Annotated in this window: 15 protein-coding genes and 1 pseudogene; 5 read left to right on the forward strand and 11 right to left on the reverse strand. The window is 73.6% G+C overall.

The features are described 5' to 3' along the window. Positions 1-2 precede the first annotated feature (2 nt). From ACSMXW_RS22355 to ACSMXW_RS22390, 8 genes are all read right to left on the reverse strand, one after another. Positions 3-6,797, reverse strand: coding sequence for an eCIS core domain-containing protein (locus ACSMXW_RS22355; protein ID WP_485798756.1), 6,795 nt, complete (start codon positions 6,795-6,797; stop codon positions 3-5). Next, complete coding sequence (locus tag ACSMXW_RS22360; RefSeq protein ID WP_485798758.1) at positions 6,794-7,033, reverse strand: hypothetical protein; 240 nt, start codon at positions 7,031-7,033, stop codon at positions 6,794-6,796. The genes ACSMXW_RS22355 and ACSMXW_RS22360 overlap by 4 nt, the downstream gene beginning before the upstream one ends. A 236-nt stretch (positions 7,034-7,269) precedes the next feature. Then, a complete protein-coding gene (locus tag ACSMXW_RS22365) occupies positions 7,270-9,804 on the reverse strand; it encodes an ATP-binding protein (protein WP_485798760.1) in 2,535 nt (844 codons plus the stop codon). Positions 9,805-9,837: 33 nt separating this feature from the next. After that, positions 9,838-10,740, reverse strand: coding sequence for a Pvc16 family protein (locus tag ACSMXW_RS22370; RefSeq protein ID WP_485798762.1), 903 nt, complete (start codon positions 10,738-10,740; stop codon positions 9,838-9,840). Positions 10,741-10,882: 142 nt separating this feature from the next. Then, complete coding sequence (locus ACSMXW_RS22375) at positions 10,883-11,572, reverse strand: hypothetical protein (RefSeq protein WP_485798764.1); 690 nt, start codon at positions 11,570-11,572, stop codon at positions 10,883-10,885. 241 nt (positions 11,573-11,813) lie between these two features. Next, a complete protein-coding gene (locus ACSMXW_RS22380) occupies positions 11,814-12,749 on the reverse strand; it encodes a hypothetical protein (protein ID WP_485798766.1) in 936 nt (311 codons plus the stop codon). Between the two features lie 460 nt (positions 12,750-13,209). Next, entirely contained in the window at positions 13,210-13,734 is a 525-nt protein-coding gene (locus tag ACSMXW_RS22385) for a phage tail protein (RefSeq protein WP_485798768.1), read from the reverse strand. 146 nt (positions 13,735-13,880) lie between these two features. Next, positions 13,881-15,728 (reverse strand): phage tail sheath C-terminal domain-containing protein, encoded by a 1,848-nt coding sequence (locus ACSMXW_RS22390; protein ID WP_485798770.1) that lies wholly within the window; start codon positions 15,726-15,728, stop codon positions 13,881-13,883. 690 nt (positions 15,729-16,418) lie between these two features. Between ACSMXW_RS22390 and sucC the strand changes: the two genes are divergently transcribed. Both sucC and sucD read left to right on the forward strand, forming a co-directional pair. After that, entirely contained in the window at positions 16,419-17,597 is a 1,179-nt protein-coding gene (gene sucC / locus ACSMXW_RS22395) for an ADP-forming succinate--CoA ligase subunit beta (RefSeq protein ID WP_485798772.1), read from the forward strand. Between the two features lie 52 nt (positions 17,598-17,649). After that, the gene (gene sucD, locus ACSMXW_RS22400; RefSeq protein ID WP_485798774.1) at positions 17,650-18,564 is read left to right on the forward strand and encodes a succinate--CoA ligase subunit alpha; all 915 of its coding nucleotides are present in this window, start codon (positions 17,650-17,652) and stop codon (positions 18,562-18,564) included. A gap of 191 nt (positions 18,565-18,755) precedes the next feature. On the opposite strand, the gene ACSMXW_RS22405 is transcribed toward sucD, so the two are convergent. After that, positions 18,756-19,763, reverse strand: coding sequence for a SigE family RNA polymerase sigma factor (locus ACSMXW_RS22405; protein WP_485798776.1), 1,008 nt, complete (start codon positions 19,761-19,763; stop codon positions 18,756-18,758). Positions 19,764-19,830: 67 nt separating this feature from the next. On the opposite strand from ACSMXW_RS22405, the pseudogene ACSMXW_RS22410 reads away from it, so the two are divergent. Both ACSMXW_RS22410 and ACSMXW_RS22415 read left to right on the forward strand, forming a co-directional pair. Then, a pseudogene (locus ACSMXW_RS22410) lies at positions 19,831-20,199 on the forward strand (cell division protein PerM); the annotation flags it as partial. A 1,401-nt stretch (positions 20,200-21,600) separates the two neighbouring features. After that, positions 21,601-22,359 carry a cell division protein PerM gene (locus ACSMXW_RS22415; RefSeq protein ID WP_485808218.1) on the forward strand — a complete coding sequence of 253 codons (759 nt, stop codon included), beginning with the start codon at positions 21,601-21,603 and terminating at the stop codon, positions 22,357-22,359. A gap of 218 nt (positions 22,360-22,577) precedes the next feature. Here the strand turns inward: ACSMXW_RS22415 and ACSMXW_RS22420 are convergent, their stop codons facing one another. After that, on the reverse strand, positions 22,578-23,594 hold the full coding sequence (locus ACSMXW_RS22420; protein ID WP_485798778.1) for an SDR family NAD(P)-dependent oxidoreductase: 1,017 nt from the start codon (positions 23,592-23,594) through the stop codon (positions 22,578-22,580). Positions 23,595-23,668: 74 nt separating this feature from the next. Between ACSMXW_RS22420 and ACSMXW_RS22425 the strand changes: the two genes are divergently transcribed. Then, positions 23,669-24,619 carry an AraC family transcriptional regulator gene (locus tag ACSMXW_RS22425; protein WP_485798779.1) on the forward strand — a complete coding sequence of 317 codons (951 nt, stop codon included), beginning with the start codon at positions 23,669-23,671 and terminating at the stop codon, positions 24,617-24,619. 173 nt (positions 24,620-24,792) lie between these two features. Here ACSMXW_RS22425 and ACSMXW_RS22430 read toward each other — a convergent pair whose 3' ends face one another. Then, positions 24,793-25,923 (reverse strand): hypothetical protein, encoded by a 1,131-nt coding sequence (locus tag ACSMXW_RS22430; RefSeq protein ID WP_485808220.1) that lies wholly within the window; start codon positions 25,921-25,923, stop codon positions 24,793-24,795. Positions 25,924-25,983: the final 60 nt, after the last annotated feature.

Raw genomic sequence — 25,983 nt, forward strand, 5'->3', positions numbered from 1 at the left:
CCCTACTTCTGGCTGTGGTCCAGGCCGTAGACCTTGAATAGCCACTCCTCCTTGCCGAATAGCTTGTCGATCCCATGCAGCATCTCTCTGATATTTCTTTCCTTACTCTGTTCGTTTGTGAGCGCACCCTCTGCGAGCAGGAGCTTGACTATGGTGTCGCTCATTTTCCTGAGCTCGGTACCCTCCGTGCCGATCGTTTGCCTCTTTTTCTCCAACTGCTCATTGGTGACGCTCGACAGCGGAGGTTCGTAGACGTTTCGCTCGATTGTCTCTGTGCCGCCTTTTTTGCCTCGCTTTTTTCGTTCGACTGTTTCCTTGCCTACTTTCTCAGGACTAAGATCCTGCCATGCTTGCCTTCTGTAGTATTCAGTGTTCCCTACCTCTGCCTTGGCTCGCATCGCCTCGATTTGCGCGTGAACTGCCGAAGTGTCGTACGTCTTTCCTTCCGGAGCCTTACTTTGGAGTCGTGCGATTCTCGTCAGGTCCTTAACGCGCGCACCGGTTCTGCGCATGAAATTCCTGATCCTCGATGTGAGTGCGTTTGCCCCGCGCGCCGTGAGCGGCCCCTCTCTCAAGACTTCCGATGGCGAGATCTTTCCCAACTCGATAAGGCGCATCTCCGCCGGCCCGACAGCGAGCATGAGGGGGACTCTCAGGCCTTCCGCCAGTGACCTCACGGTCGCAGCCTGGCCAGGAAGTTTGCTGTGCTGCGCTGGCAGTTTATTAGTGTAGTCCTCGTTTCTGAGCGCCTGCAATCCTTGGCTACCGAAGTCGGGCCCCATGTTGTATTGCTCGGCGATTTCGGCCATTTTCCTATAGCTGCCGATGCCGGTTGCGCCCTCTACTGTGAGTTCGCCCGACAGATCGGATTTCGGTCCCCTGGTGCGAGTGATGCTCTGATTGATGTTCCCCGTCTCGTATACCTTTGATTCATCTTTGTCGAGTGACTTGAAATCCTTGTCGTCCCTCATTGCCGTGTAGGTTTTGAGGAGATTTCCTCCCTGCTGTTCGTTCGCCTTTACGAGAGCTTGTTTAATGTAATCCAGAACCCTCAAGGCGATGTCCTCTGGAATCAGCTCTCGGCCATCTTCAATTGCTGGCAGTTCAGGATTGAGGAGAGCCTGGATGCTGAAAGATCTTCCACCCCTTTGTGTGAGGCCAGTCAGGCGGTACCACATCTTGAGCGCCGTCAGGGTCCCCGCGAAAGCAATTCCAGGCACCCTCTTGTTGAGAAGTGATGTCAGTTTTGGCTTAATCTTCGCGACGGCCTTCTGAAGTCGCGCCTCCTTCGACTCCTTCGAATTCTCCTTCCTCTTCCTCTCCTCGCTCCGCCTCTTCCTCTGCTCGTTCCGGCTCTTGTGCTGGTCCCTGACCCGGTCCTTCCGCTTCTTGAAGAAGTCCCGCAGTTTGTGCCCCGTCCTCTTCAGGGCCTGCCCCACCTTCGACTTGCGGAGCTTCTTGCCCAGCGTCCGGCCCGCGTTGCGGATCTTCTTCAGGGCACCCTTGACCGCGCCCTTGACCTTCGACAGGGCCCGGCCCACCGGGGACTTCGGCTTGCGGGGCTTCGTGCGCTTCGGGGCCTCCGTCTCCTTCGGCTTGGTCCGCTTCTCCGGAGGCTTCTCCTGGTCCCGGGGCTTGTCCGGGGTGCGGTCCCGGTCGCCGGGCCGGTCCGTGTCCCTCGGCTCCGGCCGCTGCTCCGGCTGCTTCCTGGGATCGTTCTTGTCCCGCTCCTGCCGTGCCTGCTCCTCGTCGCGGCGGTGCTCCTTCGCACGGTCCGGCGTGCGGCTGGTCGGCCGGTCCTGCGACGTCGCCGGACCCCTCGGCTTCGCCGGGCCGTGCTCCGTGGTCGCCCCCGGCCGGGACGGGACCTTCGGTCCCTTCGGCTTCGCCGGGCGGGCCGGTCGCGCTGCCTGCTGTGCGGCCTTGCGTGCCGCACCGCGTGCCCGGTTGACCGCGCCGCCCGCCGCCTTGCGGGCGCCCTTGCCGGCCTTCTTCAAGCCCTTGAGGATCTTCTGCGCCAACGCCTGGAGACGCTTGCCGACGGGCTTGAGGGCCCGGCCGAGGCGCTGGAGCAGGAAGTTCGCGATGAACTCGAGCAGCGCCACGACGCCCGCCGCGACCGCTTCCGCGAACAGACACGCCGCGGCGCCGCCCTTGACCGCCTTCAGGAACGCCCAGAACTTGCTGAAGGCCGCCAGGATGCGGCTGATGGTGCCCCAGGCCGCCATCAGGCCCTGGATGATGGTGAGGATGGCGCCCGCCGCCGGCACCACCAGCGAGACCAGTTTCTCGATGACCAGCGTGATGATCATCATGGGCAGGGCGGCGATGATCGCGTCCCATGCCATCTTGCCGATCTGCTTCAGCGACATGCAGCCCTTGACGAGCACGTCGATGATCGTCTTGCCGAGCCCGATGACGCTCTGCACCTTGTCGTCGAACCACTGCTTGACGGCCGTCTTGATGGCGCCCCACAGGTAGTCCGTCACCCCGGTCTTCGCCGCGCTGCCCAGCTTGCTCAGCCAGCCGCCCGGGTCCGGCGCGATGTCCGCGATGAGTTCGGCGAACTGCCCGAAGGCGGAGACCGCGGCCTCCACGAACTTCAGGGCACCGACGATCACCGTCTCGTAGATCTTGATGGCGGCCTTGATCCCCGCCTCAAGCACGTCCAGCAGGGCGTTCAGGCCCGCTGCGAGCGCGTCGAGCAGGGCGTTGACGGCCTTCTTCAGACCGTCGGCGAGCTGGTTGACCGCATTGATCGCCTTGTCCCGCAGGTTGTTGATCGCGTTGCGGAACTTGTCGCGCAGCCCCGGGAAGGCCGCCAGCAGCACATCGCCGATGGCGATCAGGGCGTCGGCCAGGACGTTGATGGCCTTGATGGCGAAGTCGCGCACGGCGTCGATCGCCTTGTTCGCGAACTCCTTGAACTTGTCGATGATGCCGTTGATCGCCTTGCGCGCGGCATCGAAGATCTTGGTGACTGCGTCCAGCAGCGCGCTGAAGAAGCTCTTGACCTTGTCGGCGATCCAGCCGAGGAAGCCGCCGGAGGGTTTCTTCTCCTCCTTTTTCTTCTTCGCCTCCTCCTCGGACTTCTTCCGCTCGTCGTCGATCGACTTGTTGTCGGTGTCCTTGCGCCGCTCGACCTCCTTGTCCTTGTCGTCGCGGGCCTTGGTGATCTCCTTGTTCTTGCCGTCGTGCTCCGTCTTGGTCTTCTTGTCGGCGTCCTCGATCTGCTTGTCCTGCTCGGTGCGCCACTGCTCGCGCTGGCGCTCCGCGTCCTGGGCGGCCTTGCCCCGTTCGGTGGTCTGCTTGGCGGCGTTGTCGGCGACGGAGCGGTCGATCTCGGCCTGTTTCTGCTGTTTGGCCTGCTGCTCCCCCTGTTGCTGCTGCTTCTCGCTGGCCGCGACTCCGGCCTGGGCCTGGCCTGCCGCCCCCTGGATCTCGGCGCCGCGCTCCTGCTGTGCGACGGTGCCGATGCCGTCCCTGGGTGGCTTGCCCGGTGCGGAACGCTGGGCGGTCCGCGCCTTCGCCTGCACCTTGCCGCGCAACTGCTCCGGTGGCGCGTCCGGGTAGATCTTGTCCTCGCCCATCGGCTTCATGGAGTCCGCGCGACCGGTCTCCTGGAGCTTGGTCTGCTTGTCCTTGAGCTTCTGGGCCTGGTCGTCGGTGCGCTTCGGATCGCTCGCGCCCTCCAGGCGGATCTTGGGCGCGGGGCCGACGGTCTTGTTCCGCAGCGCCGGGTCGGAGGTCGGGATCTGGTCGGCCGCGGCCTCCACGCTCTGGGCGTCCTCGGGGCTCAGCTCCTTGTTGCCGACCGCGGCCATGGCGGGCTGCGGGGCGTTGTCCGTGGGCTGCGCGCCCTGGGCCTTCTCGCTGCCCTTGGCCTGCTGCTTGTCGCCCTGGTCCGGTGGCTGTACCCGTTCCACCCGGCCGGTCACCGCGGCCTCGGGCGGCGCGGGGGCGGGCGGCGCCGACTGAGTCCGCGGCGCACCCGAAGGCCGTTCGCGGGTGGGCGGGTTCGCGTCGAGTCGCTGCTGCTCCTGCTTGACCTTGTTCGCGGCGGCGCCGTCCACCCCCGGCAACGCTGCCTGGGCCTGGTCGGGCGGGAGTTTGCTGACGGTGCTCAGTGCGGTCTTGGGATCCTGCGCCGACACGTCGGGCGGCGGCTGCTTCGTCTCCTGCTTCGCCTGGCCGCCACCGCCGCCTCCACAGCCGGTGCCCCCGCCGTCCGGCTCGGGCGCCGGCGCGGGCGGAGCACAGCCGCCGCCGTCCTTCTCCAGCGAGGCGTCCGCACCTGGCTTGGCGCCCTCCGGTGCCGGGGCGCCCAGCTTGCCCGCGGTGTTGCCCGACTGCTCCTCGGCGGGACTGACCGCGGCCTGCGCGGCGGAGGGTGCGGCACCGGGCCCCGCCGCCGTCGTCGGCCCGGCCGGATCCGTACCGCCGACTACGCCACTGGGCGCGGCCCCCGGGCCGCTGTCCTTGAGAACGGTGCTCTTCGGTCCCGCCGCATCCCGCTCGCTGCCGACGGGTTCCGCGGTACGCCGCGTGGCGGGAGAGGGGTGGCGGTCCTCGGCCGGTGTCTGCTCCGTGTGCGAGCCGGCTGGAGGCGCGGCCGAGTGCCCCGGCGAGCCGGAGCCCCCGGCTGCGAGCGGCGCCGGTGCCACGTCCTGCAAAGCACCGGGACGGGCCTTGGCCTCGGCGTCGTCACGGTCCTTCCTGTCGTCCTGTTCGGCCTGCGCGTCCTTGGCGTCGGCGTCCTCGGCGCCGTCGCCGGTGGCACCGTCCTTGTCGCTCTCGGCCTGGGTGCCGGTGTCCTCGCCGGTCTCCCGCCCCTCCGCCTTCTGGTCGTCGGCGGACTTGGTCTCGTCCTCCGCCGCCTTGTCCTCGTGATCGGTGGCCGCCGGATCCGGCCCGACCTCCTGCTCGACGGGCTTCTCCGTCTGGAGGTCCTTCGCGGTACGGTCCCCGGCCTCCGTGACGGGACCGTTCTCGGGCTGCCGTGCCTCGCCCTCGACGGGGCCGCGCTCCTCGCCCGGCGCCTTGGTCTCGCCGTCCGGACCATCCTCCGTCTCCGCGTCGGACTCGTCGTTCTCCCGCTCCTTCTCCACCTGCTCCGCCTTGGTGGGAGGCGGGGTGGGGAACGTCGGAGGCCCCGGCTCGGGCGCTCCGGGCTGGAGCTGGTCGGCGGTGGGCACCGCGGACACGTCGAGGTCGCTCTCGGGCAGGTAGTCCTCGGGCTGAAGGGCCGGCTCGGCAGCCGACGAGGGCGCCCCGGCCGCGTCGTCCTGGGGAGAGACGTCCCGATCGGCACCCGCCTCCACCCCAAGGGGCAGCTCCTCTTCGCGCGGGTCGCCCTGCGTCGCGTAGTCGCCGTCCTCCTCGTGCAACCCATGCTGGGAGAGCGGGCTGTCGGCCTGCTCGGCGCGCTCGTCGACCTTCTCGGGCCGGACGGGACCCGGCTGCGCGGCCGCCTTGGGGTCCACGCTCCGCTGCTTCGAGCCGACCGCCGGCTGCTGCTCGGCGTCCTCGCGCTGCCGCTTCGGCGACCCCGGCTCGTTGGCCTGTTCCGGGTCCTTCTCCTCGCGTTCGCGCTGCTCCTTGCGCTTCTGCTCCTGCTGCTCGGTGTCATCCTGCTGGTCGGCGGCGTCCCGCCGGCCCTGCTCGTCGGCGGCCTGGCGCTGCTCGGCCTGCTCGTCCTCGGTCTCCTGCTGCTCCTGCTCGGTGTGCTCGCCCGACTGGGCCCGCTGGGCCTCCTGCGCATCGCGGGCCGCCCCCTCCCGGCGCTCCTCGGCGGCGTCGCTCGCAGCCCTGCTCTGCTCCCGGTCCTGCTGCTCGCCGCGGTCGCCGGCGTCCCGCTGCTCGGTGCGGGTGTCCTCGGCACGCCTGATCTCGAACCGGCGCTCCCCCTCGGCCTGCTCGGCGGCCGCGGCCCGGTCGCCCTCCCGCTGCTCGGCGAGGTCGGGCAGCTCGCCGGGGGTCTCGGACGGCACGAACGCCAGGGGCGGGGTCTCGGCCTCTGCCGTCAGCTCCAGCACACGGTCGAACTCGCTGCTCAGCATGAGCAGTTCGAGGCGGTCGAGCACGGCGTTCTGCAAGTCGGGCGACATCCGGGCCAGTTGCAGCCTGACGCGTCCCGAGGCGTCCTGAGGGTCGCCCCGCAGGGAGCGCAGCACACCGTTCGCCAGCCGGTCGGTCAGCGTCGCCGGGTCGAGCGCTTCCCGGCGGCGTGTGTCCGCGTCCACCGTCGCGTACCGCAGCCACCCCGGCGTCGCCTGCCCGGGCTCGACCTCCGTGGCCGCGGGCTCCGCGGTGGCCGCCGACGGGTCGGCGGAGTGTGCCGGGTCCGCCAGTTCCCGGGCCGCCGACTCCGCCTCGCGTTCGATCGCCTGCTGGGGCAGCGAGACGGCGCCCAGGTCGCGGCCCGCGCGGAGCGTGCCGAGGCCGTCGGGGTTCTGCACGGTGTGCAGGAGTTCGTGGGCGAGCAGGCGGCGGCCGTCGGTGGTGCCGGGGCGGAAGGCGCCCTCACGGAAGAAGACGTCCTGGCCGACGGCGACCGCGTCGGCGCCGAGCATCTCGGTCAGCGCGCCCGCGGCGCGGTCGGTGTGCAGGCGGATCCGGCTCAGGTCGTGGCCGAGCTGCTCCTCCAGGTCGCGGCGGACGGAGAGGTCCAGCGGCTGGCCCGCCCCGCTGACGACGTTCTTCGGTGCCAGGGCGTGCGCGGCCGCGCGCTCCTTGCGCTTGCGGCGGCGGTCCCGTGCCGCATGCGCGTCGCGTGCCGGCAGCTCCGACGTGCTCATCGCGCCTCCCCCCGCCCTGTGAGGCCCTCGTGCACGGCGCGGGCGAGCTCCTGGCCGAGGCGGCGGGACGTCAGGTTCGCCGGCAGCGGCGGCAGGCCGGCCAGCGCGTCCACCGCCCGGTCGGCGCCGTCCGCGGCGAGCGGCACGCCCCGCTCCCGCACCAGGCGGCCCAGCTCCGCCTCGAACGACTCCGTGACGCGGTCCGGGTCGAGGGTGCGGGCGAAGCCGGTGAGCACGAGCTCGCCTATGTCGACACGGAACGTCTCCGGTGCGCCGGACGACGGCTCGGCCGCCGCGGGCCACCCGGCCCCGGGCGCCCCAGGTCCGCGGACTCCGGGCCTCTCCGGCCACCCGGCTCCCGGCCGTACCGCTCCCGGCCGCGCCGGCCCCGACGCCCCGGCCGCCGCCGGCCCCGACGCCCCGGCCGCCGCCGGCCGCGGACGCCCCGGATCGCCGTCACCCCACCACCCGTTCACACCCACCCCCGCACCTCCGAAGGCGTCAGGGACCGCTCCAGCTTCAGGTACTCCGTGCGGGCCGCCGCCAGCATGTGCCGCATGCAGAGCCGTTCGCCCTCCTCCGCGGCGAGGAACGCGCCGGACAGCGCTATGTTGCGGATCGAGCCGCCGGCCACGGTGAGCTGCGCGAGCAGGTCGTGGTCGAGGTCCTTCACGGGGGCCTGCGGCGGCACCACCCGGCGCCAGATCTCGGCGCGTTCGCTCTGCGCCGGGAACGGGAAGTCGACCACGAAGCGGATCCGGCGCATGAACGCCGGGTCCAGGGCCTTCTTCATGTTCGTGGTCAGCACGGCCAGGCCCCGGTACGCCTCCATGCGCATCAGCAGGTAGCTGACCTCCAGGTTGGCGTACCGGTCGTGGCTGTCCTTGACCTCGCTGCGCTTGCCGAACAGCGCGTCGGCCTCGTCGAAGAGGAGCAGGGCGCCGCCGCGCTCAGCCGCGTCGAAGACCCTGCGGAGGTTCTTCTCCGTCTCGCCGATGTACTTCGACACCACCTGGGAGAGGTCGATGACGAAGAGGTCCAGGCCCAGCTCCCGCGCCATCACCTCCGCGGCGAGGGTCTTGCCGGTGCCCGAGCCGCCCGCGAACAGCGCGGTGACCCCGAGGCCCCGGCGCAGCGTCTGCGCGAAGCCCCACTCCTGGTGCACCGTGGCGCGCCGGCGGACGTGCGCCACGATCTCCCGCAGCACCCGCACCTGACGCTCCGCCAGCACCAGGTCGTCCCAGCCCGCCGTGGGCTCGATCCGCCGGCCCAGCTCGTCCATGCCGAGCCGGGCCTCGGTGAGCCCGGCCGACCAGGCAAGACGCGCCACGTCCGGCTCGCCCGCCCCCGCCGGGTACGCCCCCGCCGGGTACGCGCCCGCCCCCGCCGGGTACGGGTCCGCCGGCGCCGTGCCCTCACCCGTCCCGTGGTCCTCACCCGTCGCGAACCCGGCCGCCCGTGCCTCGCCCAGGTCGCGGCGGACGGCCGCGGCGGCGGACCGCACGACGTGCGGGGGCAGCTGGAACTGCGCGATCAGCGCGCGCAGGTCGTGCTCCGCCAGCTCCGGTACGTCCTCGAACGCGCCCGCCCACAGCTGAAGCTGCTCCTCGTCGTCGAGCCGGGGCACGGTGACCCGCTCGCCGCGCGGCCGGTCGGTGGGGCGCGGCTCGTCGCCGGAGACCACCAGCGGCACCGCGGCGCCCGCCACGAACGCCTCCGTCGCGGCCCGCTGGTCGCGGTCGAGCTCGCCGCCGGTCTCCAGGAGCAGCGCCGCGGGCAGCAGCACGGCCTCGCGCTGCCACAGCCGGGCGAGCCGGTCGCGGGCCGCCGGGTCGGTGGGCACGTCGTCCGCGGCCATCGCGTACAGCCCGAGGCCCGAGCGCGCCGCCGCGGCCGCCGCGATGTCCGCGCGGGTGCGCAGGTCCCCGCCGACCAGCTCGACGAGGAGCGGCGCGTCGGGCCGGGAGCCGGCCGCCCAGCCCGAGGCGACCCGGCCGGCGGCCAGGTCGTACGACGACGGCAGGGTGTCCGGCGCCGGGCAGCGGCGCAGCAGCCCGTGCAGCCGGGTGTCCAGGTAGGGCGAGCCCAGCAGGAAGTGCAGGATCCGTTCGTCGAGGCGGAGCCGGGCGGTGGTGAGCCGGCCCGCCGGGTCGTTCTCGTCCGGCTCCACCAGGCGCCAGCGGCGCAGCGGCGCCACCGGCGTCAGGGCGCTCCAGTGCGGCGCGTCGAGCGCGGCCAGCGCCAACGAGAACGTGGGGTACGCACGCTCCGGGTCCCCGCTCGCCGCGGCGCACCGCGCGCCCGTCGTCGGGTCCAGCTCGGCCGCCGCGGTCAGCAGGACGATGTCCCGCTCGAACGGGCTCAGCCCGAAGCATCCGACCAGCGCGTCCAGCGCCGCGACGGAGGCGGGGGGCGCGCCGGGCGCGACGGTGCCGGGGCCGGCGGCGCGTTCGAGAGCACCGTTGCCGGCCGGTCGCGCCCCGGCCCCGGTGGCCGTTCCGGATGCAGTGGCTCTTCCGGCTTGGGCGATGGTTCCGGATTGGGCGGCTTTTCCGGCTTGGGTCGCTGGTTCGGCTTGGGCGGCTGGTCCGGATTCGGGGGCTGTTCCGGGTTGGGCGGCTGGTCCGGATCCGGGGGCCGTTCCGGCTTCGGTGGACGTTCCCCATTCGGTGGTCGCTCCGGCTTCCGTGGTCGCTCCGGCTTCCGTGGTCGCCTCGGCTTCGGTGGCCGTTCCGGGCCCGGTGGCGGCCCTCGCCGGGCCGGTAGTTCCCGGCTCGCCCGCAGCCCCCGTCGCCCCGCCGGCCCCGGCAGTCGGTCCCGCGACGCCGTCCGAGCCCCGCCGTACGCGTCCCGCATGGGCGTCGACGCGGGCGAGGACGCGGTGGAGTTCCGCGGCGAGCGTCAGGGCGCCGGCCCCGACACCGGCGCCCGCACCGGCACCGGACGCACCCGCCCCGGCACCGGACGCACCCGGGCCGGGGGCCGTGCCGTACCCGTCGCCGTCCATGTCCTCACCACCCCCCGGTCGCCGCACGGCGCCTCAGCTCTCCCCGCCGTCGGGGCTCTTCGGCCCCGGGGCGCGTCTGGTCCGCTGTGACGTGGTCTTCTTCGCGGCGGCCTTCTTCGCGGCCGTCCGCTTCGCCACCGCCTTGCCGGCCGGCGCCCGCTCGGCGCCGTCCGCCGCCCCGCGCGCCCGCGCGCCGCCCGAGCCGGCCTCGTCCCCGGCCGCCCCGCCGCCCGGACCCGGCCCGGTGCCGTCCGTCCCGCCCTGGCCGGTCCCGCCCCCGGGGCCCGCCGGGCCGTCCCCGATCCGCGGGGGCACCGGTGCCCCGGGCGCCCCGAACGGCAGTACCCGTACGCTGCTGCGCTCCACCGGCTTCGCCGGCACCGGCTGCTCGCGGCCGTCGATCATCACCAGCGTCGCCTGGTAGACCACCGACAGCGCGTACGGCGTCTGGTAGAGCATTCCCCAGAGCTTGGAGGTCTCGTCGACGTCCATGACCTGCGGTGTGAAGCGCACCCGCTGCGGCGAGTCGGCCAGGTCGCTGCCGTGCAGGTACGGGGCTTCCCCGGCGGTCTCGACGACGTCCTGGGGGAGTGCGGGGATCTCGTGCAGGGTGCGTACGACCGAGCCGATGAGACGCTGTCCGACCAGCTCGTTCTCCTCGCCGTAGGCGCTGATGACGTAGTGCAGGTCGAGTGCCGCCGCGGCACGCTTGACGAGGGTGCCGTCGGAGGCGCGGGTGACCAGGTCGGTGTTGCGCATGTTCGGGTTCGGGGTGACCTGGTAGAGGAAGACGTTGATGGTCGGCTCGGGGGGCGGCTCGGCCGGCGGCTTGCGGGTCTCCACGTTCACGGCGATGTCGATCTCCGGCCGGAGGTTGTTCTCGATCAGCAGGGCCAGGGCCTGGGTGACATGTGCGATGGCGAGTGCGTTGCTCATGGCCGACTTCCCCCGGTCCCCGTGACGGCGCTGTGCACCGTCACTTCCCTGCTCCCCGTCACTTCCCCGTTCCTTTCCGCTTCTTGTTCCGTTCCGCGCGCCGCCCGGTACGGCACCGGGGCCGGACACCCCGTCGTCGCCCTCACCGCCTCGCCTCCCCGTCCCGCTCGCGTCCGGCGAGGTAGTCCGCAAGGCTCAGGGCCGGCCCCGGCCGTGCCGGCGCCGGGGCCGGGCGTGCCGCGCCGGGCTGTGCGCCGCCCGCGCTCACCTCAAGCCGTCCGATCTGCACGTGCACCACCCGCTCACCGCCCCGCGCGCCGCGCCGGGCGGCTGCCGTGCGGGCCGCCCCGCGCGCCGCTGACGTGGCGTCGGCCGCAGCGGGGCGGGGGCCGGTGGCCGCGGCCGGGGGAGCGACGGGCGCACCGGGCAGCAGTGCCGCGGCGGCGGGTCCCGCGGCCGCCGGGTCCGGGTCCGCACGCCCGGCGCCGCGGCGGCCCGGCTCGGCGGGCCGTGGCGCACGCGGTGCCGGCGCGGCGGTGGGCCGCAGTGGGCCGGGCTCGGCGGACTCCGGCCACGGGACGTGGTGCTCAGTGGCCCGGTGCTCCGTGGCACGCTCGGTGCGCAGCACGGTCCGCTCGTGCTCCATGCGGACCTCACGCGGGCCCCGGCCGGTCTCGCCGGGCCCGGGTGCGGGCTCGCTCGCGGCGGGCCACAGCGCGGCCGTCTCCTCCTCTGCCCACAGCTCGTCCGCGTCGCCCCGCACCGCCTCGACCCGCTCGAACGGGCCGGGCAGCCGCGGCCGCACCCGCACCGCACCGGCCGTCGCACCCACGGCCGGCACATGGCGGGCCAGCAGCCGGTCGAAGAAGTCCGGCGCGCCGCCGGAAGGGCCCCCGGCCCCCGGCCCGCCCCCGGCCGCCCCGGCGCCGCCGGCACCGCCGCCGGGAACGCCCCCGGCCGCACTCGCACCGGACCCGCGGCCCGGCCCGGAACCGCCCGGCCCAAAACCGCCCGGCCCAAAACCGCCGGGCACGGCACCTCCCGGCCCGGGCCCACCGGCCCCCGTGGTCTGCTCAGGCATCGGCACACAGCTCCAGGTAGTAGCGGCGCCGCAGCGGGCTGAGCGCCAGGATCTCCGGCTCGCTCCACCCGTAGGCGGAGGCGAGCAGATGGACGTCGAGCAGCAGGTCACGGGCCCAGGCGTCCAGCTCGGCCCAGAGGTACGAGGCGATGTCCAACTCCGCGCGGGTGACCTCGCCGCACTCCGGGCAGCCGATGCCGAACGTCATGTCGGCGCCCGGGTCGGCCCGCTCCGCCGCCTCGGCGAGCGCGCGCTGCACCGGCTCCGGCAGCAGCCCGGCGGCCTGCCGCGCGTCGAGTGGCACGCCGTCCCGCACGGCCGACACGAGGCAGCGCTCCAGCAGGACCCGCCGCGCCACCGCGGCGGGAGACGCGTCCCCGCTGCTGCGGGCGTCTCCACCGCTGTCGGCGTCTCCACCGCTGCCGGCCTCCCCGCTGCTGAGGGCGTCCCCGGCGCTGCGGTAGTCGCCGCTGCCGCCCCGCCCCCCGTCGCCCATGCCGCCGTGCCCAGCCCCGCCGACCGCGGAGTCCGCCCCGCGTGCCGCGGAGCCCGCCGCTGCCGCCGCCGCGGCGTCCGCCACGGTGGGTGGTCGGAAGGCGACCTCCCAGCCGTCCGCCGTCACCCGCAGCGGCTCCTCGCCGGGCGCCGCGGCGGCGAACCGGCCGGCGAAGGACGCCGCGTCCAGCTCGAACTCCATCGCCGCGGAGCAGGCCGCACACTCCAGGCGCACCTGCATCCGCTCGCCGAACAGCGCCCGGCGCAGCGCGAGGAGGTCCGCCTCCCGCGCGCCGAGCGGCAGCGCGGCCAGCGCCTCGTCGCCCGCGTCGGGGCGGGCGGCCCGGTGCAGCAGGCGCGCCCGGGCCGGCCCGCGCCGGGCGAGCCCCGCCTCCCAGGTGGCCAGCAACTCCGCGGGCCCCGTGACCGTCATGTCCGTCCTCGTGCTCAGACTTCGTGCTCAGGGTTGTGCAGGCCTGTGCTCAGGGTTGTGCAGGCTCGGGCCCGGGTTGTGCAGGGGCCCGGGTTGTGCAGCTCGTGCTCAGGGTTGTGCTCGGGCCGCAGGTCCGGATCACGCCGCGGCCCGGAGGCCGGTGACCAGGACCGCGACCTGGGCGGTGCCCGGACCACGCCCCGGCCCGACCGGAACTGTGCCCGGCCCGCGCGCCCGGACCATGTCCGGCCGGCGCGGACCCCACACCGTCCCGGGGCCCGGTCCGGGGCCATGCCCTCTCCCGCGCCCCCGACCGTGCCCGGAGCCTCGTCCGGGGCCGGGCTCGGACCCGCGCCCCGTGCCGCGTCCCGTCCCGCTCCCGGACCGTGCCCAGGGCCCTGTCCGGCCTTTCCGGAACCGTGCCCCCAGGGGTCCCCCGGACCCAGCCCCGGGCCCGTGCTCAGGCCGGATTGGTGAACGAGGGTTCCTCGGGCTCGGGCACCTCGTAGTCGCGCTCCCAGCCCTCGCACTCCAGCTTCAGGCTCTGGATGGCCACCGCGTTGGCGTTGGCGTCCATCTCGCCCAGCACCTGGTACTCGCTCGGCCAGGTCCGGTAGAGCTTGTGCGACACGGCGACCTGGCCCGCCTCGTTCAGGACCTGGATGACGATGTCCTTGCGGAAGTCGGCCAGCGACACCTCCGAGCCGAGGCCGGCGCCGACCTGCCAGACCTTGTTGGCCCAGCGGTCGAACTCCGGGTCGTGGGTGACCCCGCGCTCCAGCGTGATGCCGTCGAACTCCGAGCGCCCCGGAGACTTCCGCGGCGAGCTGGGGTCGCCGCCGTGCCGGTGCTTGACCACCTCGGTGGTCCGCTTCAGCGGGCTGATCTTGCTGATGCCCGCGACCGTCCGCCCGTCCCAGAGCACCAGGAACTTGAAGTTCTTGTACGGGTCGAAGCGATGGGCGTTGACGATGAATTCAGCCATCGGATTCCTCTGCGTCCCTCACGTTCCTCTGCTCCTGCCGGTCTCTCCGCGCCCATGGCGCCTCTGCTCCCGCCGGTCCGGTCGCCCGCCGGCGGGTAGCCGCCCGCCGCCCCCCTGGCGCCCGCGCGCCGCGTATGCCGCCCACGTCAGAGCTCGAACTGCCCGGCGAGCTGCTGGATCCTCACGACCACGAACTCGGCCGGTTTCACCGGAGCGATGCCGACCAGCACGTTCACGACGCCGTTCGCGATGTCCTCGTCGGTCGTCGTGTCCTTGTCGCACTTCACGAAGTACGCCTCGCGGGGGGTGGTGCCCTTGAACGCGCCCTGCCGGAAGAGGTTGTGGAGGTAGGCGGAGGCGCTCAGGCGGATCTGCTGCCAGAGCTGTTCGCCGTTCGGCTCGAAGACCACCCACTGCAGGCCGCGCAGCAGGGACTCCTCCACGTACAGCGCGAGGCGCCGCACCGGCACGTAACCCCACTCGCTGTCCACCGCGTCCGCGCCCGCGAGGGTGCGCGCGCCCCACACCAGCGGGCCCACCACCGGGAAGGTGCGCAGGCAGTTGATGCCGAGCGGGTTCAGCAGGCCGTTCTCCCGGTCGGTGAGCCGGACCGTGAGCGAGTGCACGCCGGCGAGGCGGGCCTCGGTGCCGGCCGGTGCCTTCCACACCCCGCGCTCGCTGTCCGTGCGCGCGAAGACGCCGGCCACCGCGCCGGACGGCGGGAAGGCCCGCAGCCGGCCGGTGAGCGGGTCGGTGAGCTGGATGTGCGGGAAGTACAGGCCCGCGTGGCCGTCCCTGACCGCGTCGAACGCGGCGGCGCCGGCGCGGGCGGCGTCCACGCTGACCCAGGTGGCCGGCGCGTCCACCAGCAGGAAGACGCGGCGCTCCGCGCAGAGCCGCTGGGCCGCGGAGACGACGGTGACGATGTCGTCCGCCGACTCGTACCCGGCCAGCTCGGGCAGCACCAGCAGATTGACGTCGTCGACGTCCCGCAGCGCCTGGATGCCGGTCTTGGCGGCCTCGCTGCCGATCAGGTCGCGCGGCCCGGGCGCCTCGCCGTCCTCGCCGCCCTCCAGCGGGAACACCGGAGGGTTGACGGACGCCTCGAGGCCCAGGTCGTTGGCGCACTCGCCGACGAACCGCACCACGTCCCGCGGATCCGTGGACCCGGCCACGACCTGCACACGCTGCCCGAAGGCCGTCACCTCCGCGCCCGCGAAGGCGTGCCTGCCGGGCGCGTCCGGCTGCGCGCGCAGCTTCCGCTCCAGCAGGTGGGCCAGCTCCGCGACGCCGCGCGGGGCCTCGCCGTCGGTGTCCGGGTCGTACAGGGTGAACTCGCGCTCGACGTCGCCGATCTTGACGGTGAGGTCCACGGCCAGGTTCGGCAGGCGGTGGCCGAAGGGCTTGGAGACGGTGCCCGACGGGTCCGGCCTGCTGTCGTCGAGGGCTTCGACGCGGATCAGCCGGGAGCCGGCGTTCACGACGGTCTCCGCGAAGCGGTCGTCGCCGGCGGAGGCGGAGAGGTTGGTGAAGACCTCGCGGGCTTCGCCCTTGGCGTCGTACACCCGGAGGTTGAAGGTTTCATCACACTGGGCCGTGTCGTAGTCGACGAGGACCCGCAGGCCGTTGCCCCAGGCGCCCGGCTCCCGCGCGTGCACGGCGAGCGCGGCCGTGGCGCTGCGGCCCTCGGTGGACTCCAGCGTGACGCAGGCGGCCTTGCCGCTGCCGGCCTTCGCGACCCGGACGACGACGGCGACCGTGCCGCCGTTGCCGAAGAACTGGTGGACCGCGTAGCCGACGGCGCTGCGGGCGCTCAGGCCGCCGAAGCGGCGCTCGAAGTCGGCGAAGCTCGTGACGCGGACCGGTTCGTTCAGCGGGCCCCGGCGGGTGTGACCCACGAAGGCGGTGACCGAGGTGGTGACGGTCTGGATGGTGCGGACGCTGCTGGGAAGTTCTTCGACGTAGACGCCGGGGTACGACGGGATCGTCGGCATTCCCCCTCCTATCACTTCCGGTACCGGGTGACGGGCACCAAGAGGTGGCGGAGGGCCTTGCCCCTGCACGGCGTGCGTCTCCGTGCCCACGCACGGTCACGCTCGACGCATTCAGGTCTTCCCCCGTACACGCCCGGCCGGTCCCCCTCCGGGGCCGGGCAATGTGCCTGTTTCTCCTGATGCGTGCTGCTCAAGTCAGTTTTCAAGCTGCGGTGTTGAGTGACAAGGCGGCTTTCCGGACACCCCGTGGGGAGGTTGTGTGATGCTTCCTGCGCGAGTCGTCCACAATTGGTGGAGTGGCGGCTATCGGCTCGCTGTGACCGGTATCACCGCCGCGGTGTGATCCGTGATTTAGGGAGCGCATGCGTACGGCGATAACCTGCCATCCGGACATGCCGCGTGCCCGGTCACGGTGTACGCACCCGGCGCCTCCTCCGGGGCACCGAGGGTGCGGGGAGGGTCACCTCCCCGGTCCTCGGATCCTGGGCGGGGGCACCTCCCGGCACCCTCGGGGCGCCGGGGGATCCCGAGCAGTGACAAGTGACGGCAGAGACAGCGGTGACAGCGCAGTCACGTTGCCCCTCGCGGCACGCCCACGAGATGGGGACACCCCCCGCCCTCCAGGGCAGTGGGGGAGCAGACAGCCGAACCCAAGCGGCTGGATCACGATCACGATAGGGACGGACGCGCGTGGACCTCTTCGAATACCAGGCGAGGGACCTCTTCGCCAAGCACGGTGTACCGGTGCTGGCCGGTGAAGTCATCGACACGCCTGAGGCGGCGCGCGGGGTGGCCGAGCGACTGGGTGGCCGGGCCGTCGTCAAGGCGCAGGTCAAGACCGGTGGCCGCGGCAAGGCGGGCGGCGTGAAGCTGGCCGCGGACCCCGAGGACGCGGTCGCCAAGGCCGGCCAGATCCTCGGCATGGACATCAAGGGCCACACGGTCCACAAGGTCATGCTGGCCCAGACGGCGGACATCGCGGAGGAGTACTACGTCTCCTTCCTGCTGGACCGCACCAACCGCACCTTCCTCGCCATGGCCTCCATCGAGGGCGGCATGGAGATCGAGGAGGTCGCGGCCACCAAGCCCGAGGCGCTCGCCAAGATCCCGGTGGACGCCATCGACGGCATCACCGACGAGAAGGCCCGCGAGATCGTCGCGGCCGCCGAGTTCCCGGCCGAGCTCACCGACCAGGTGGTCGAGGTCCTGAAGTCCCTCTGGACGGTCTTCGTCACCGAGGACGCCCTGCTGGTCGAGGTGAACCCGCTGGTCAAGACCGCCGACGGCAAGGTCATCGCGCTGGACGGCAAGGTCTCCCTCGACGACAACGCCGCCTTCCGCCAGCCCGACCACGAGGCCCTGGAGGACAAGGCCGCGGCCGATCCGCTGGAGGCCGCCGCCAAGGCCAAGAACCTCAACTACGTCAAGCTGGACGGCGAGGTCGGCATCATCGGCAACGGCGCGGGCCTGGTCATGTCCACCCTCGACGTGGTCGCCTACGCCGGCGAGCAGCACGGCGGCGTGAAGCCCGCGAACTTCCTCGACATCGGCGGCGGCGCCTCCGCCCAGGTGATGGCCAACGGCCTGGAGATCATCCTGGGCGACCCGGACGTCAAGTCCGTCTTCGTCAACGTCTTCGGCGGCATCACCGCGTGCGACGAGGTCGCCAACGGCATCGTGCAGGCCCTGGAGCTGCTGAAGAACAAGGGTGAGGACGTCACCAAGCCGCTCGTCGTACGCCTCGACGGGAACAACGCCGAGCTGGGCCGCAAGATCCTCTCGGACGCCAACCACCCCCTCGTCCAGCGGGTGGACACCATGGACGGCGCGGCCGACAAGGCTGCCGAGCTCGCAGCCGCCGCGCGCTGACGCCGCGCGTCCCCGTCCCTCCACTCGACATCAAGGAAACGATCAGCAAGCCATGGCTATCTTCCTCACCAAGGACAGCAAGGTCATCGTCCAGGGCATGACCGGCTCGACCGGCATGAAGCACACCCGCCTGATGCTCGGCGACGGCACGAACGTGGTCGGCGGCGTGAACCCCCGCAAGGCCGGCCAGACCGTCGACTTCGACGTCCCCCAAGGCCTTAAGGGCCAGGGCGGTGCCCCCACCGAGGTGCCCGTCTTCGGCTCCGTCAAGGAGGCCGTCGAGAAGACCGGCGCCGACGTCACGGTGATCTTCGTTCCCGAGAAGTTCACCAAGGACGCCGTCGTCGAGGCGATCGACGCGGAGATCCCGCTGGCCGTCGTGATCACCGAGGGCATCGCGGTGCACGACTCCGCGTCCTTCTGGGCGTACGCCGGCAAGAAGGGCAACAAGACCCGGATCATCGGCCCCAACTGCCCCGGCATCATCACCCCCGGACAGTCCAACGTCGGCATCATCCCCGGCGACATCACCAAGCCCGGCCGGATCGGCCTGGTCTCCAAGTCCGGCACGCTGACGTACCAGATGATGTACGAGCTGCGTGACATCGGCTTCTCGACCGCCATCGGCATCGGCGGCGACCCGGTGATCGGCACCACCCACATCGACGCGCTCAAGGCGTTCCAGGCCGACCCCGACACCGACCTGATCGTGATGATCGGCGAGATCGGCGGCGACGCGGAGGAGCGGGCGGCCGACTTCATCAAGGCCCACGTGACCAAGCCGGTCGTCGGCTACGTCGCGGGCTTCACGGCCCCCGAGGGCAAGACGATGGGCCACGCGGGCGCCATCGTCTCCGGTTCGTCGGGCACCGCCCAGGCGAAGAAGGAGGCGCTTGAGGCCGCGGGTGTGAAGGTCGGCAAGACCCCGACGGAGACGGCGCGACTGGCCCGCGAGCTCCTCAGCTGACGGTGCGCCGTATGCGGGGCTGAGCCCCGCCCCCGGGGGTGCGAGGAACCGTGCGGCAGGCCGCGACGGGGTGCGTCGGGTCGTCACCGGCCCGGCTGGGTGGTTGCTGTCGTGGCCGGGCCGTCGGCCGGTGGTGGGCTGCTCGCGTAACCCCCGCGCCCCCGCAGGGCGCCCGGCGCGAGTGCTTCCGGTCAGCCGGGGTGCGGGTGGAGGCGGAACGGGGGCGCCGGGAGGTCGCGGGGGGCGCCCCGGGGGCCCACCAGGGGGCCGGGGCCCAGGTGGGCCCGGACGCCTGGGAGCGGCCTGCCCGGCGCGATCGGCGCCTCGTAGTGCGTCGGCGCCGTACACACCGTGAACGCCGTGGCGGCCGCGATCAGCACCGTCAGCCCGACCGAGCCCCGGGTCACCGCCCGCGCCCGCCGCTCCGCAGCCCGCCGTACCCCGGAGACCTCCGGCACCGGGACGTCCGCGCCGGCCGCGAGCCGTTCCAGGGCCTCCCGCAGCGCCTTGGGGCGGCCGAGCCCCGGCACCCGTTCGCCCACGGCCGACCGCGCACGCGCCAGCCGGTGCGCAGCTCCCAGCGCGGTGGCCTCCGTCTCCAGCGCGACGCCGGCCAGGGCGATCCCGAGGCCGTCGTGGAGGAGCAGCGTCCTGCGGTGCGTCCCGGGCAGGCCGAGCAGCGCGCCGAGCAGGGCGCGGTCCTCCTCCGCCGCCGGCACCGCCCGCCCCCTGTGCCGGCCGGGTCGCAGCCGGTGCCACGGCGACACCGCGTACTCGTGGACGGCCGCACGCACCCACCCCGCCGGATCCGTGTCGACGGCGACCTCGGGCCACCGGTGCCAGGCCGTCTGGAACGCCCGCCGCACCGATTCCTCCGCCAGCGCGGGCCGTCCGGTGAGCAGATACGCCTGCCGCGCCAGCCCGGGAGCGCTGTGCGCGTACAGCGCGTCGAACGCCGCGGCGGGGGTGCGTGGCGGCCCGCCGGACGCGGCGGCGTCCGGGACCCGGGGCCCGGGACAGGCGGCACCCGCTCCCCGGAGGCGGACGGAGCCGGGCACGCGGGGCAGACGGGGCGTGCCGGGCCCGCGGAGCGCGCCGGACGTACCGGGCCCGTGGGCCACGCCGGGCGTACCGGGGGCGCCGGATCCGGTACGGGCAGCCGACGGGGCCGACGTCACCGTTCGTACGAAGATATGCATGACACTATCTTGATCGACACTTCCGATATATGCCTGTTGCGCCGGAAATGCCGGAGTCATTGGGAGCATGGCGGACGTGACTCAGATGATCAACCGCCGAGTGTCGCTGCCGCCCCTGCTCGCCGAGCTCTCCCAGGCTCCCGAGCGCTCGCCCGGCCCCCTCGCGGCGCTGGCCGGGGGCGCGCTCGCGGCGGGCCTCGGCCTCGGTCTGCTGGTCACCCTCGCGATGATCCTGTGGATCGGCTCGCCCTATCCGGACAGCGGGCTCGGCGGTGCGCTCCATGTCGCCGCGTCCCTCTGGCTGCTCGCCCACGGCGTGGAGCTGCTCAGGACCGGCACCCTCTCGGGCACCCCGGCCCCCGTGGCGGTCACCCCGCTGCTGCTGGCCGTCCTCCCGCTGTGGCTCGCGTACCGGGCGGCCCATCGGGCGGCGAGCCCGGAGCCGGCCCACCGCGGCGGGGGCTCGCGCACTGCAGGTACGGTGCGGGCGACGAGGCGCGGGCGACGGCGCAAGGGTGGTGCGGGGCGCGACGGCGGTGCGGGGCGCGCTGTAGGGGCGGCTGGCGACCCCGCACGCCCGGGCGCGGACGGGACGGCCGCCGGTGCGGGAGGCACGCCGGGGCCCGGCCCGGGTCCGGCGTACCGGCCCGTGTGGCCCTCGCCGCACGCCGCGTGGTGGGGCGTGATGGCGGGGTACCTGCTGGTCGCCGGGGCCACCGCGGCCTACGCGAACGGCGGCGCGCTCCGGCCCGTCTGGGCGAGTGCAGCGGTGCGGCTGCCGCTGCTGCTGGGGGCGGCGGTCACGGCGGGCGTCTGGCGGGCCCGCGCCCGCCTCCGCGCCACACGGCCCGCCCGCGCGCACCGCACCGTACCGGACGGCGCCGCCCGGAAGCGTGCCGCCCGGAATCGCGCCGTACGTGACCGTGCCGCGGGGGACGCGTCGGCCCGCCGGGGCCGGCTCTCCCTCCTCCGCGTCCTCCGCGTCCTCCGCGGCAGGCGCACCGCCGCGCCCCCGGCGCCCCCGTCCCCCCTGGCGGTGGGCCGTGGCGCCATCGTCCTGCGCCGTACCTCACCCGGCCGCCGGGCCCGGACGACGGGAGACGCCACGGATGCGGTGGCCGGGACGCCGGGGGAGCACCGGACTGAGGGACCGCCGGCCGCCTCCTCGGCGGGGACGGCGGGGACGGCGGGGACGGCGGGGATGCCGGGGGTGGTGGGTGCTGTGCGCACGGTGGGTGCCGTGAGCGCGGTCCGGACGGTGGGGGCGTCCACGGCCGGTTCGGACGGGGCCCGGGAGCCCACGGCCGGGAACGGGGACGTGCCCGGGTCGGCGGCGGCTCTGGATATTCCCCGGGCCGCGGAGCAGTACGGGGGCGTGTCCGGGTCCGGGGATGGGTTCGGGGACGGATCCTGCGACGGGTTCGGGGTCGGAGACGGGTTCGAGAACGGGTCCTGTGACGGGTTCGGTTCCGGGGGCGGGTCCGGGCCCGGGGATGCCGGGTCCCGGGACGGGGACGCAGGCGGGTGCCCGCCGGAGGTCGCTTCCGCCGCGGGGGCGGGTGCCCCGGCGCCGGGTTCCGGCGGCGCCGGGGGAGCCACGGCGGACGACGGTGCCGGGCCGGCGGACCGGGAGGCCGCTCCCGCGGGGGCCGCTCCCGCGGGAGCCGCGGACGGGCGCCTGGCCGCCCCGGCCCCGGGCCGGGCGGCGAGTGCCGCCGCCGCGGAGTCCGAAGACGCCGGACGACCCGCGACCGGTGACGGCTCCACCCCGCCCGGGGGCCGGGCCGGTGGCCGGGCCGGGGGCCGCGAGACCGCCCGTGCCGCGGCGGCGGCCGGTATGCGGGTGCATCGCGACGCCGCGGCCGTGGCCGAGCCCTCGGAACGGGCGATGGCGCGCCGCCGGCTCCGCGCCACCGTCCGGGCGGCGACCACCGCCACGTCCGTGCTGCTCGCCGGCGGCGCCCTGCTCGCCCTGGTGCCGCTGCTGCTCCGGCAGAGCGAGGCCCGCGCCGCCTTCCCGCACCTGGCGCAGGACAACGCGGGCCGTGCCGCCGTCGTGGTGCTGGCGCTCGTGCTGCTGCCCAACGCGGCCGTCTGGGGCGCGTCCTTCGCCCTGGGCCCCGGTTTCCTGCTCGGCGGCAGCCATGTGATCGCCCCGCTGGGCACCGCTCCGGTCCGGCTGCTGCCCGGGGCGCCGCGGCTGCCCGTGCTGCCTGCGGAGGGGTATGGCGCGCCGCTGACGTGGGCGGTGGGAGTGGTGCCGCTTGCGGCGGGGCTGGTGCTGGCGTGGCGCACGGCGGATGCGGCGGCACCGGCGTACGGAGAGCGGGAGGAGGCGTGGGGCTGGGGGCGCACGGTGCTGGTTGCGATGGGGGCGGCGGTGTCGTGCGGTGTGCTGACGGCCGTGCTGTGCACCCTGGCGGGCGGGCCCATGGGGGTGGACGAGCTGGCTCGCTTCGGGCCCGTGTGGTGGGAGGCGGGGGTCGCGGCCACGGCGTGGACGCTGCTTGTGGGGGTGCCGGCCGTTCTGGTCCTGCGAGGCTGGCGCACCCGCCCGCGCGCCCGGGGGCGGGCGCTGCGCCGCTACCGCCCCTGACGGGGCCGGCCGTCTCCGGTGCCTCCGCCGACAGCCGGATCTCTGCGCACCTCCCCTGCGCCCCTCTTCCGCTTTCCCGCCGCCCGGGAGTTGTGCGGGTCGGCGGGTGTGCGGGTCGCCTCGGGAACCATCTGCCGGTGGCTGGTCGCCCGCGGCCACGCTGCGGAGCTGCACATCGACACGGCCCCGCGCCCCTTCGCCCCGTCCCGCGGCGGGCGTTATGCCTTGAGCAGCCGCTCGCTCAGTTCCCAGAGGCGCCGCGCCGATTCCGGATCGATGGAGTGCGGCACGACGGTGGAGGGGATGTCCTCCTCGGTGCCGAAGTTGATGGGCTTCGGATCGGCGTCCAGCGGAGAGACGTCGTTGTCCTTGAGGTAGACGCCGCCGATGCCGGCGAGCAGGGGGCTGGTCGCCGCGAACACGATGGTGCCGGCCCCTTGTTGCGGCGTCTTCTTCTCCCGGTCGGGGGCGATGATCGGCCGCCCGGAATCGTCGATGATCCCCATGGCACGCAGTTCGCCGTCGCTTATCCAGGGTGTCCGCTCTTCGCCCTCGGCCAGGAGGGGCCCCAGTTCCGTGCCGAAGACGATGCCCGGGTGGACGGCGTAGCCGCGGACTCCGTCGTCGGCCCATCGACGGTCCAGCTCCACGGCGAACAGGACGCCTGCGGCCTTGGACTGCCCGTAGGCGAGCATGGGCTGGTAGCCGGTGGTGAAGTGCGGGTCGTCCCAGCGGATGCCCGTGATGCGCTGGGCGCCGGAGGACACGTTGACGACTCGGGCGCCGTGCGCGGCGCGCAGCGCGGGCAGCAGGCCCAAGGTCAGCTGGAAGTGGCCGAGATGGTTGAGCGCGAAGTGCGATTCGTAGCCGCGCGCGTCCCTGACCAGTTCGCCGCCCATGATGCCGGCGTTGTTGACCAGGACGTGGAGCGGGCGGCCGGAGTCGAGGTACCGGGCGGTGAAGGCGTCGATCGACGCCGGGTCGAGGAGGTCCAGCCGACTGGTCTCGACCCGCTCGGTCCCGGCGAGCGCGGAGGCGGCGCGGTCCGGGTTCCGTGCGGCCACGGTGACGGACGCGCCGGCCTTGCCGAGCGCACGGGTGGTCTCCAGGCCGATCCCGCGGTGGCCGCCGGTGACGATGACGTTCTTGCCCGACAGGTCGATGCCCTTGAGGACGTCGTCGGCCGTCGAGGCCGCGGTGAAACCTGATCCGATGGGGTGTTGTCTGTGCGTCATGACATCACTGTGCACGGGGCCCCGTCGTACTTTGAATCATTGACCGTCCATATTTCTTGCGCGATAGTACGGAGATGGTCGGTGATCAACTGTCCGAGGTGTTCGACCTGGTCGAGGTCCGCGGACACGTGACGGGCGGGTTCGCGGTGCGGGGCCCTTGGCTGTCGCGGGCCCCGATCGATGCCCCGATGAAGTTCATCGCGATGGTGCGCGGTCGGGCCCGCCTGACCACCGACGGCATCGACCGTCCGGTCGGGCTCGAGTCGGGCGACGTCGCCGTGCTGAACGACCGGACGTGGCTGGAGGTCGAGGGCGGCGCCGGCGACGGACCGCGCCGCGAGATCGTCCCTGAGACGGGTTTTCCCGCCATCGGCCGCGTCGGTGCCGACCGCGGTACCGACGACGTCGTCCTCGGCGGACGCATCGACCTCAACCCGGCCGGTCGGGCACTGCTGGGGCAGGCGCTCCCGCCGGTGGGGCACGTCCGGGCGTCGGCCGCCGCGGCGACCAACCTGCGCGGCAGTCTCAACCGGTTGTTCGACGAGGCGACCGGCAACCGGATCGGCTCGGCCTTCGCGATCCGGCAGTACGCCCAGCTCCTGTTGCTGGAGGTGCTGCGTGCCTACGTCGACCAGGCCGAACTCCCTCCGGGGTGGCTGCGGGTGCTGACCGACGAACGCCTGCGTCCGGCGCTCGGCCTCATGCACGGCGAACCCGGAAGACCTTGGCGGTTGGAGGAGCTGGCGCGCGCGGCGGCGATGTCGCGGACCTCGTTCGCCGAACGTTTCCGGGCCCTGGCGGGTGTACCGCCACTGACCTATCTGAACCGCTGGCGGATGCTGCTGGCGCAGCGCGCCCTCCGGAACGGCGATGTCCGCGTCGGGTCGCTGGCAGCGGAACTGGGTTACGGGTCGGAGAGCGCGTTCAGCACCGCGTTCAAACGCGAGGTGGGCGAGTCACCGCTGCGCTACCGACACCGCGTGCGCAACGAGCCGTCAGCCCGTCCCGAGTCCGTACCGGGATGATTCCCCGCGCGCTGACGGCCGACGGCATCCACCCAGGGGCGCGGGGAACCGCGCGACCGGCCACGGCGACGCCCGCACGTCCCCGCCGACCGAACGACCTCACCCCTACCGTGCAAGTGCCACGCGCCGCATCACCGGAGCGCCCGCACCGCGGCGCGCCGCGCGGGAAGTCGCTAGCCCTCTGTGCCGAGAACCGTCCGCAGGTTCTGCGGAAGGAGGTGGTCGCAGGACTGCCTCGCCGACGTGGTCAGCGCATCGTTCACGCACGTGTAGTAGTCGTGGTACACGAGCTGCGCCGTGAACGTGGCGGCCACCATCGCCAGGGCGAGTGACGCCGTCACCAGCCCGCTGACCGCCGCCGTGGCCTGCGGCCGCGCACCGGAGGCGGAACCGGATGCGGAGGCGGAACCCACGACCGGAGAACCGGAAGCCGGGCCGGAACCGGAACCGGAACGGGCTGAGGGGGCCGGGCCCAACGCCCCGGACGACGGCCGGCCCGCCGCGGCCGCAGGCGCCGTCGGATCCGGCCTCCGCGGCTTGGCCCGCAGCGAGCTGATGCCCCAGTAGAGCCCCAGCGCCCCGAGCAGCAGGGCCAGCTCCCGCCAGCCGAAGAGCGCGAAGAAGAACGACCACATGCCGCTGAGCAGGGCATACCGGGCGCGCCGCTGCGCAGGATCCGTCGGGTCCCAGCGCAGCCCGCCGCCCTGCCCCGAGGGCTCCTCGGGGCCGCCCTGGCCGCCGGGCCGCTCCCCGAACCGGCCGGGCGACCGGCCGGGCTGCTGATCACTCCACTGACTGCCCCACGGGGACCGCCCGCTGCCCCGGCCCTGGCCGGAACCGGAGCGCGAGCCGGAACCCTCCGCGGGCCGCCGTGGCTGCCAGGGCCGGTCCGGGGCGCCCTCCGGCGGCGGCGCGAAGGGGTTGTCCTCCTGTCCGCGCGCCCTGCCGCGCCCCCGCGCGCCGCTCCCCGCGCCCGAGTCACCCTGCCCGTGCGATGCCGCACCACCCTGCCCGTGCGCCCCCGAGTCGCCGGCCGGCCCGGAGCCGCCCGCACCCGGACCGTCCGCACCGCCCGTCCCCGGCGCCCCGCCGCGGGACCCGGCACCGCCGTCCGCGGCGCCATCGGACCCGTCTCCCGTACCCGGGGCTCCCGCCGTACCCGGCGCTTCCGCGCCCGGCGAACCGTCCCCCTGCGAACCCTCGTACGAGCGGCCCCGTGGCGGCGCGGGGTGCTGCTCGCGGAGGAGGAGAGCCCCGGCCTTCCCGCCCCACGGCGCCCCGGGCGCGCAGGGCTGCGAGGGCAGCGGCAGGAGACGGAGGCTTGGGTCCGGCATCAGGAGTGCGTCTTCCCTCGGTGTACTGGG

Source organism: Streptomyces sp. DSM 116793 (genome assembly GCF_057320905.1).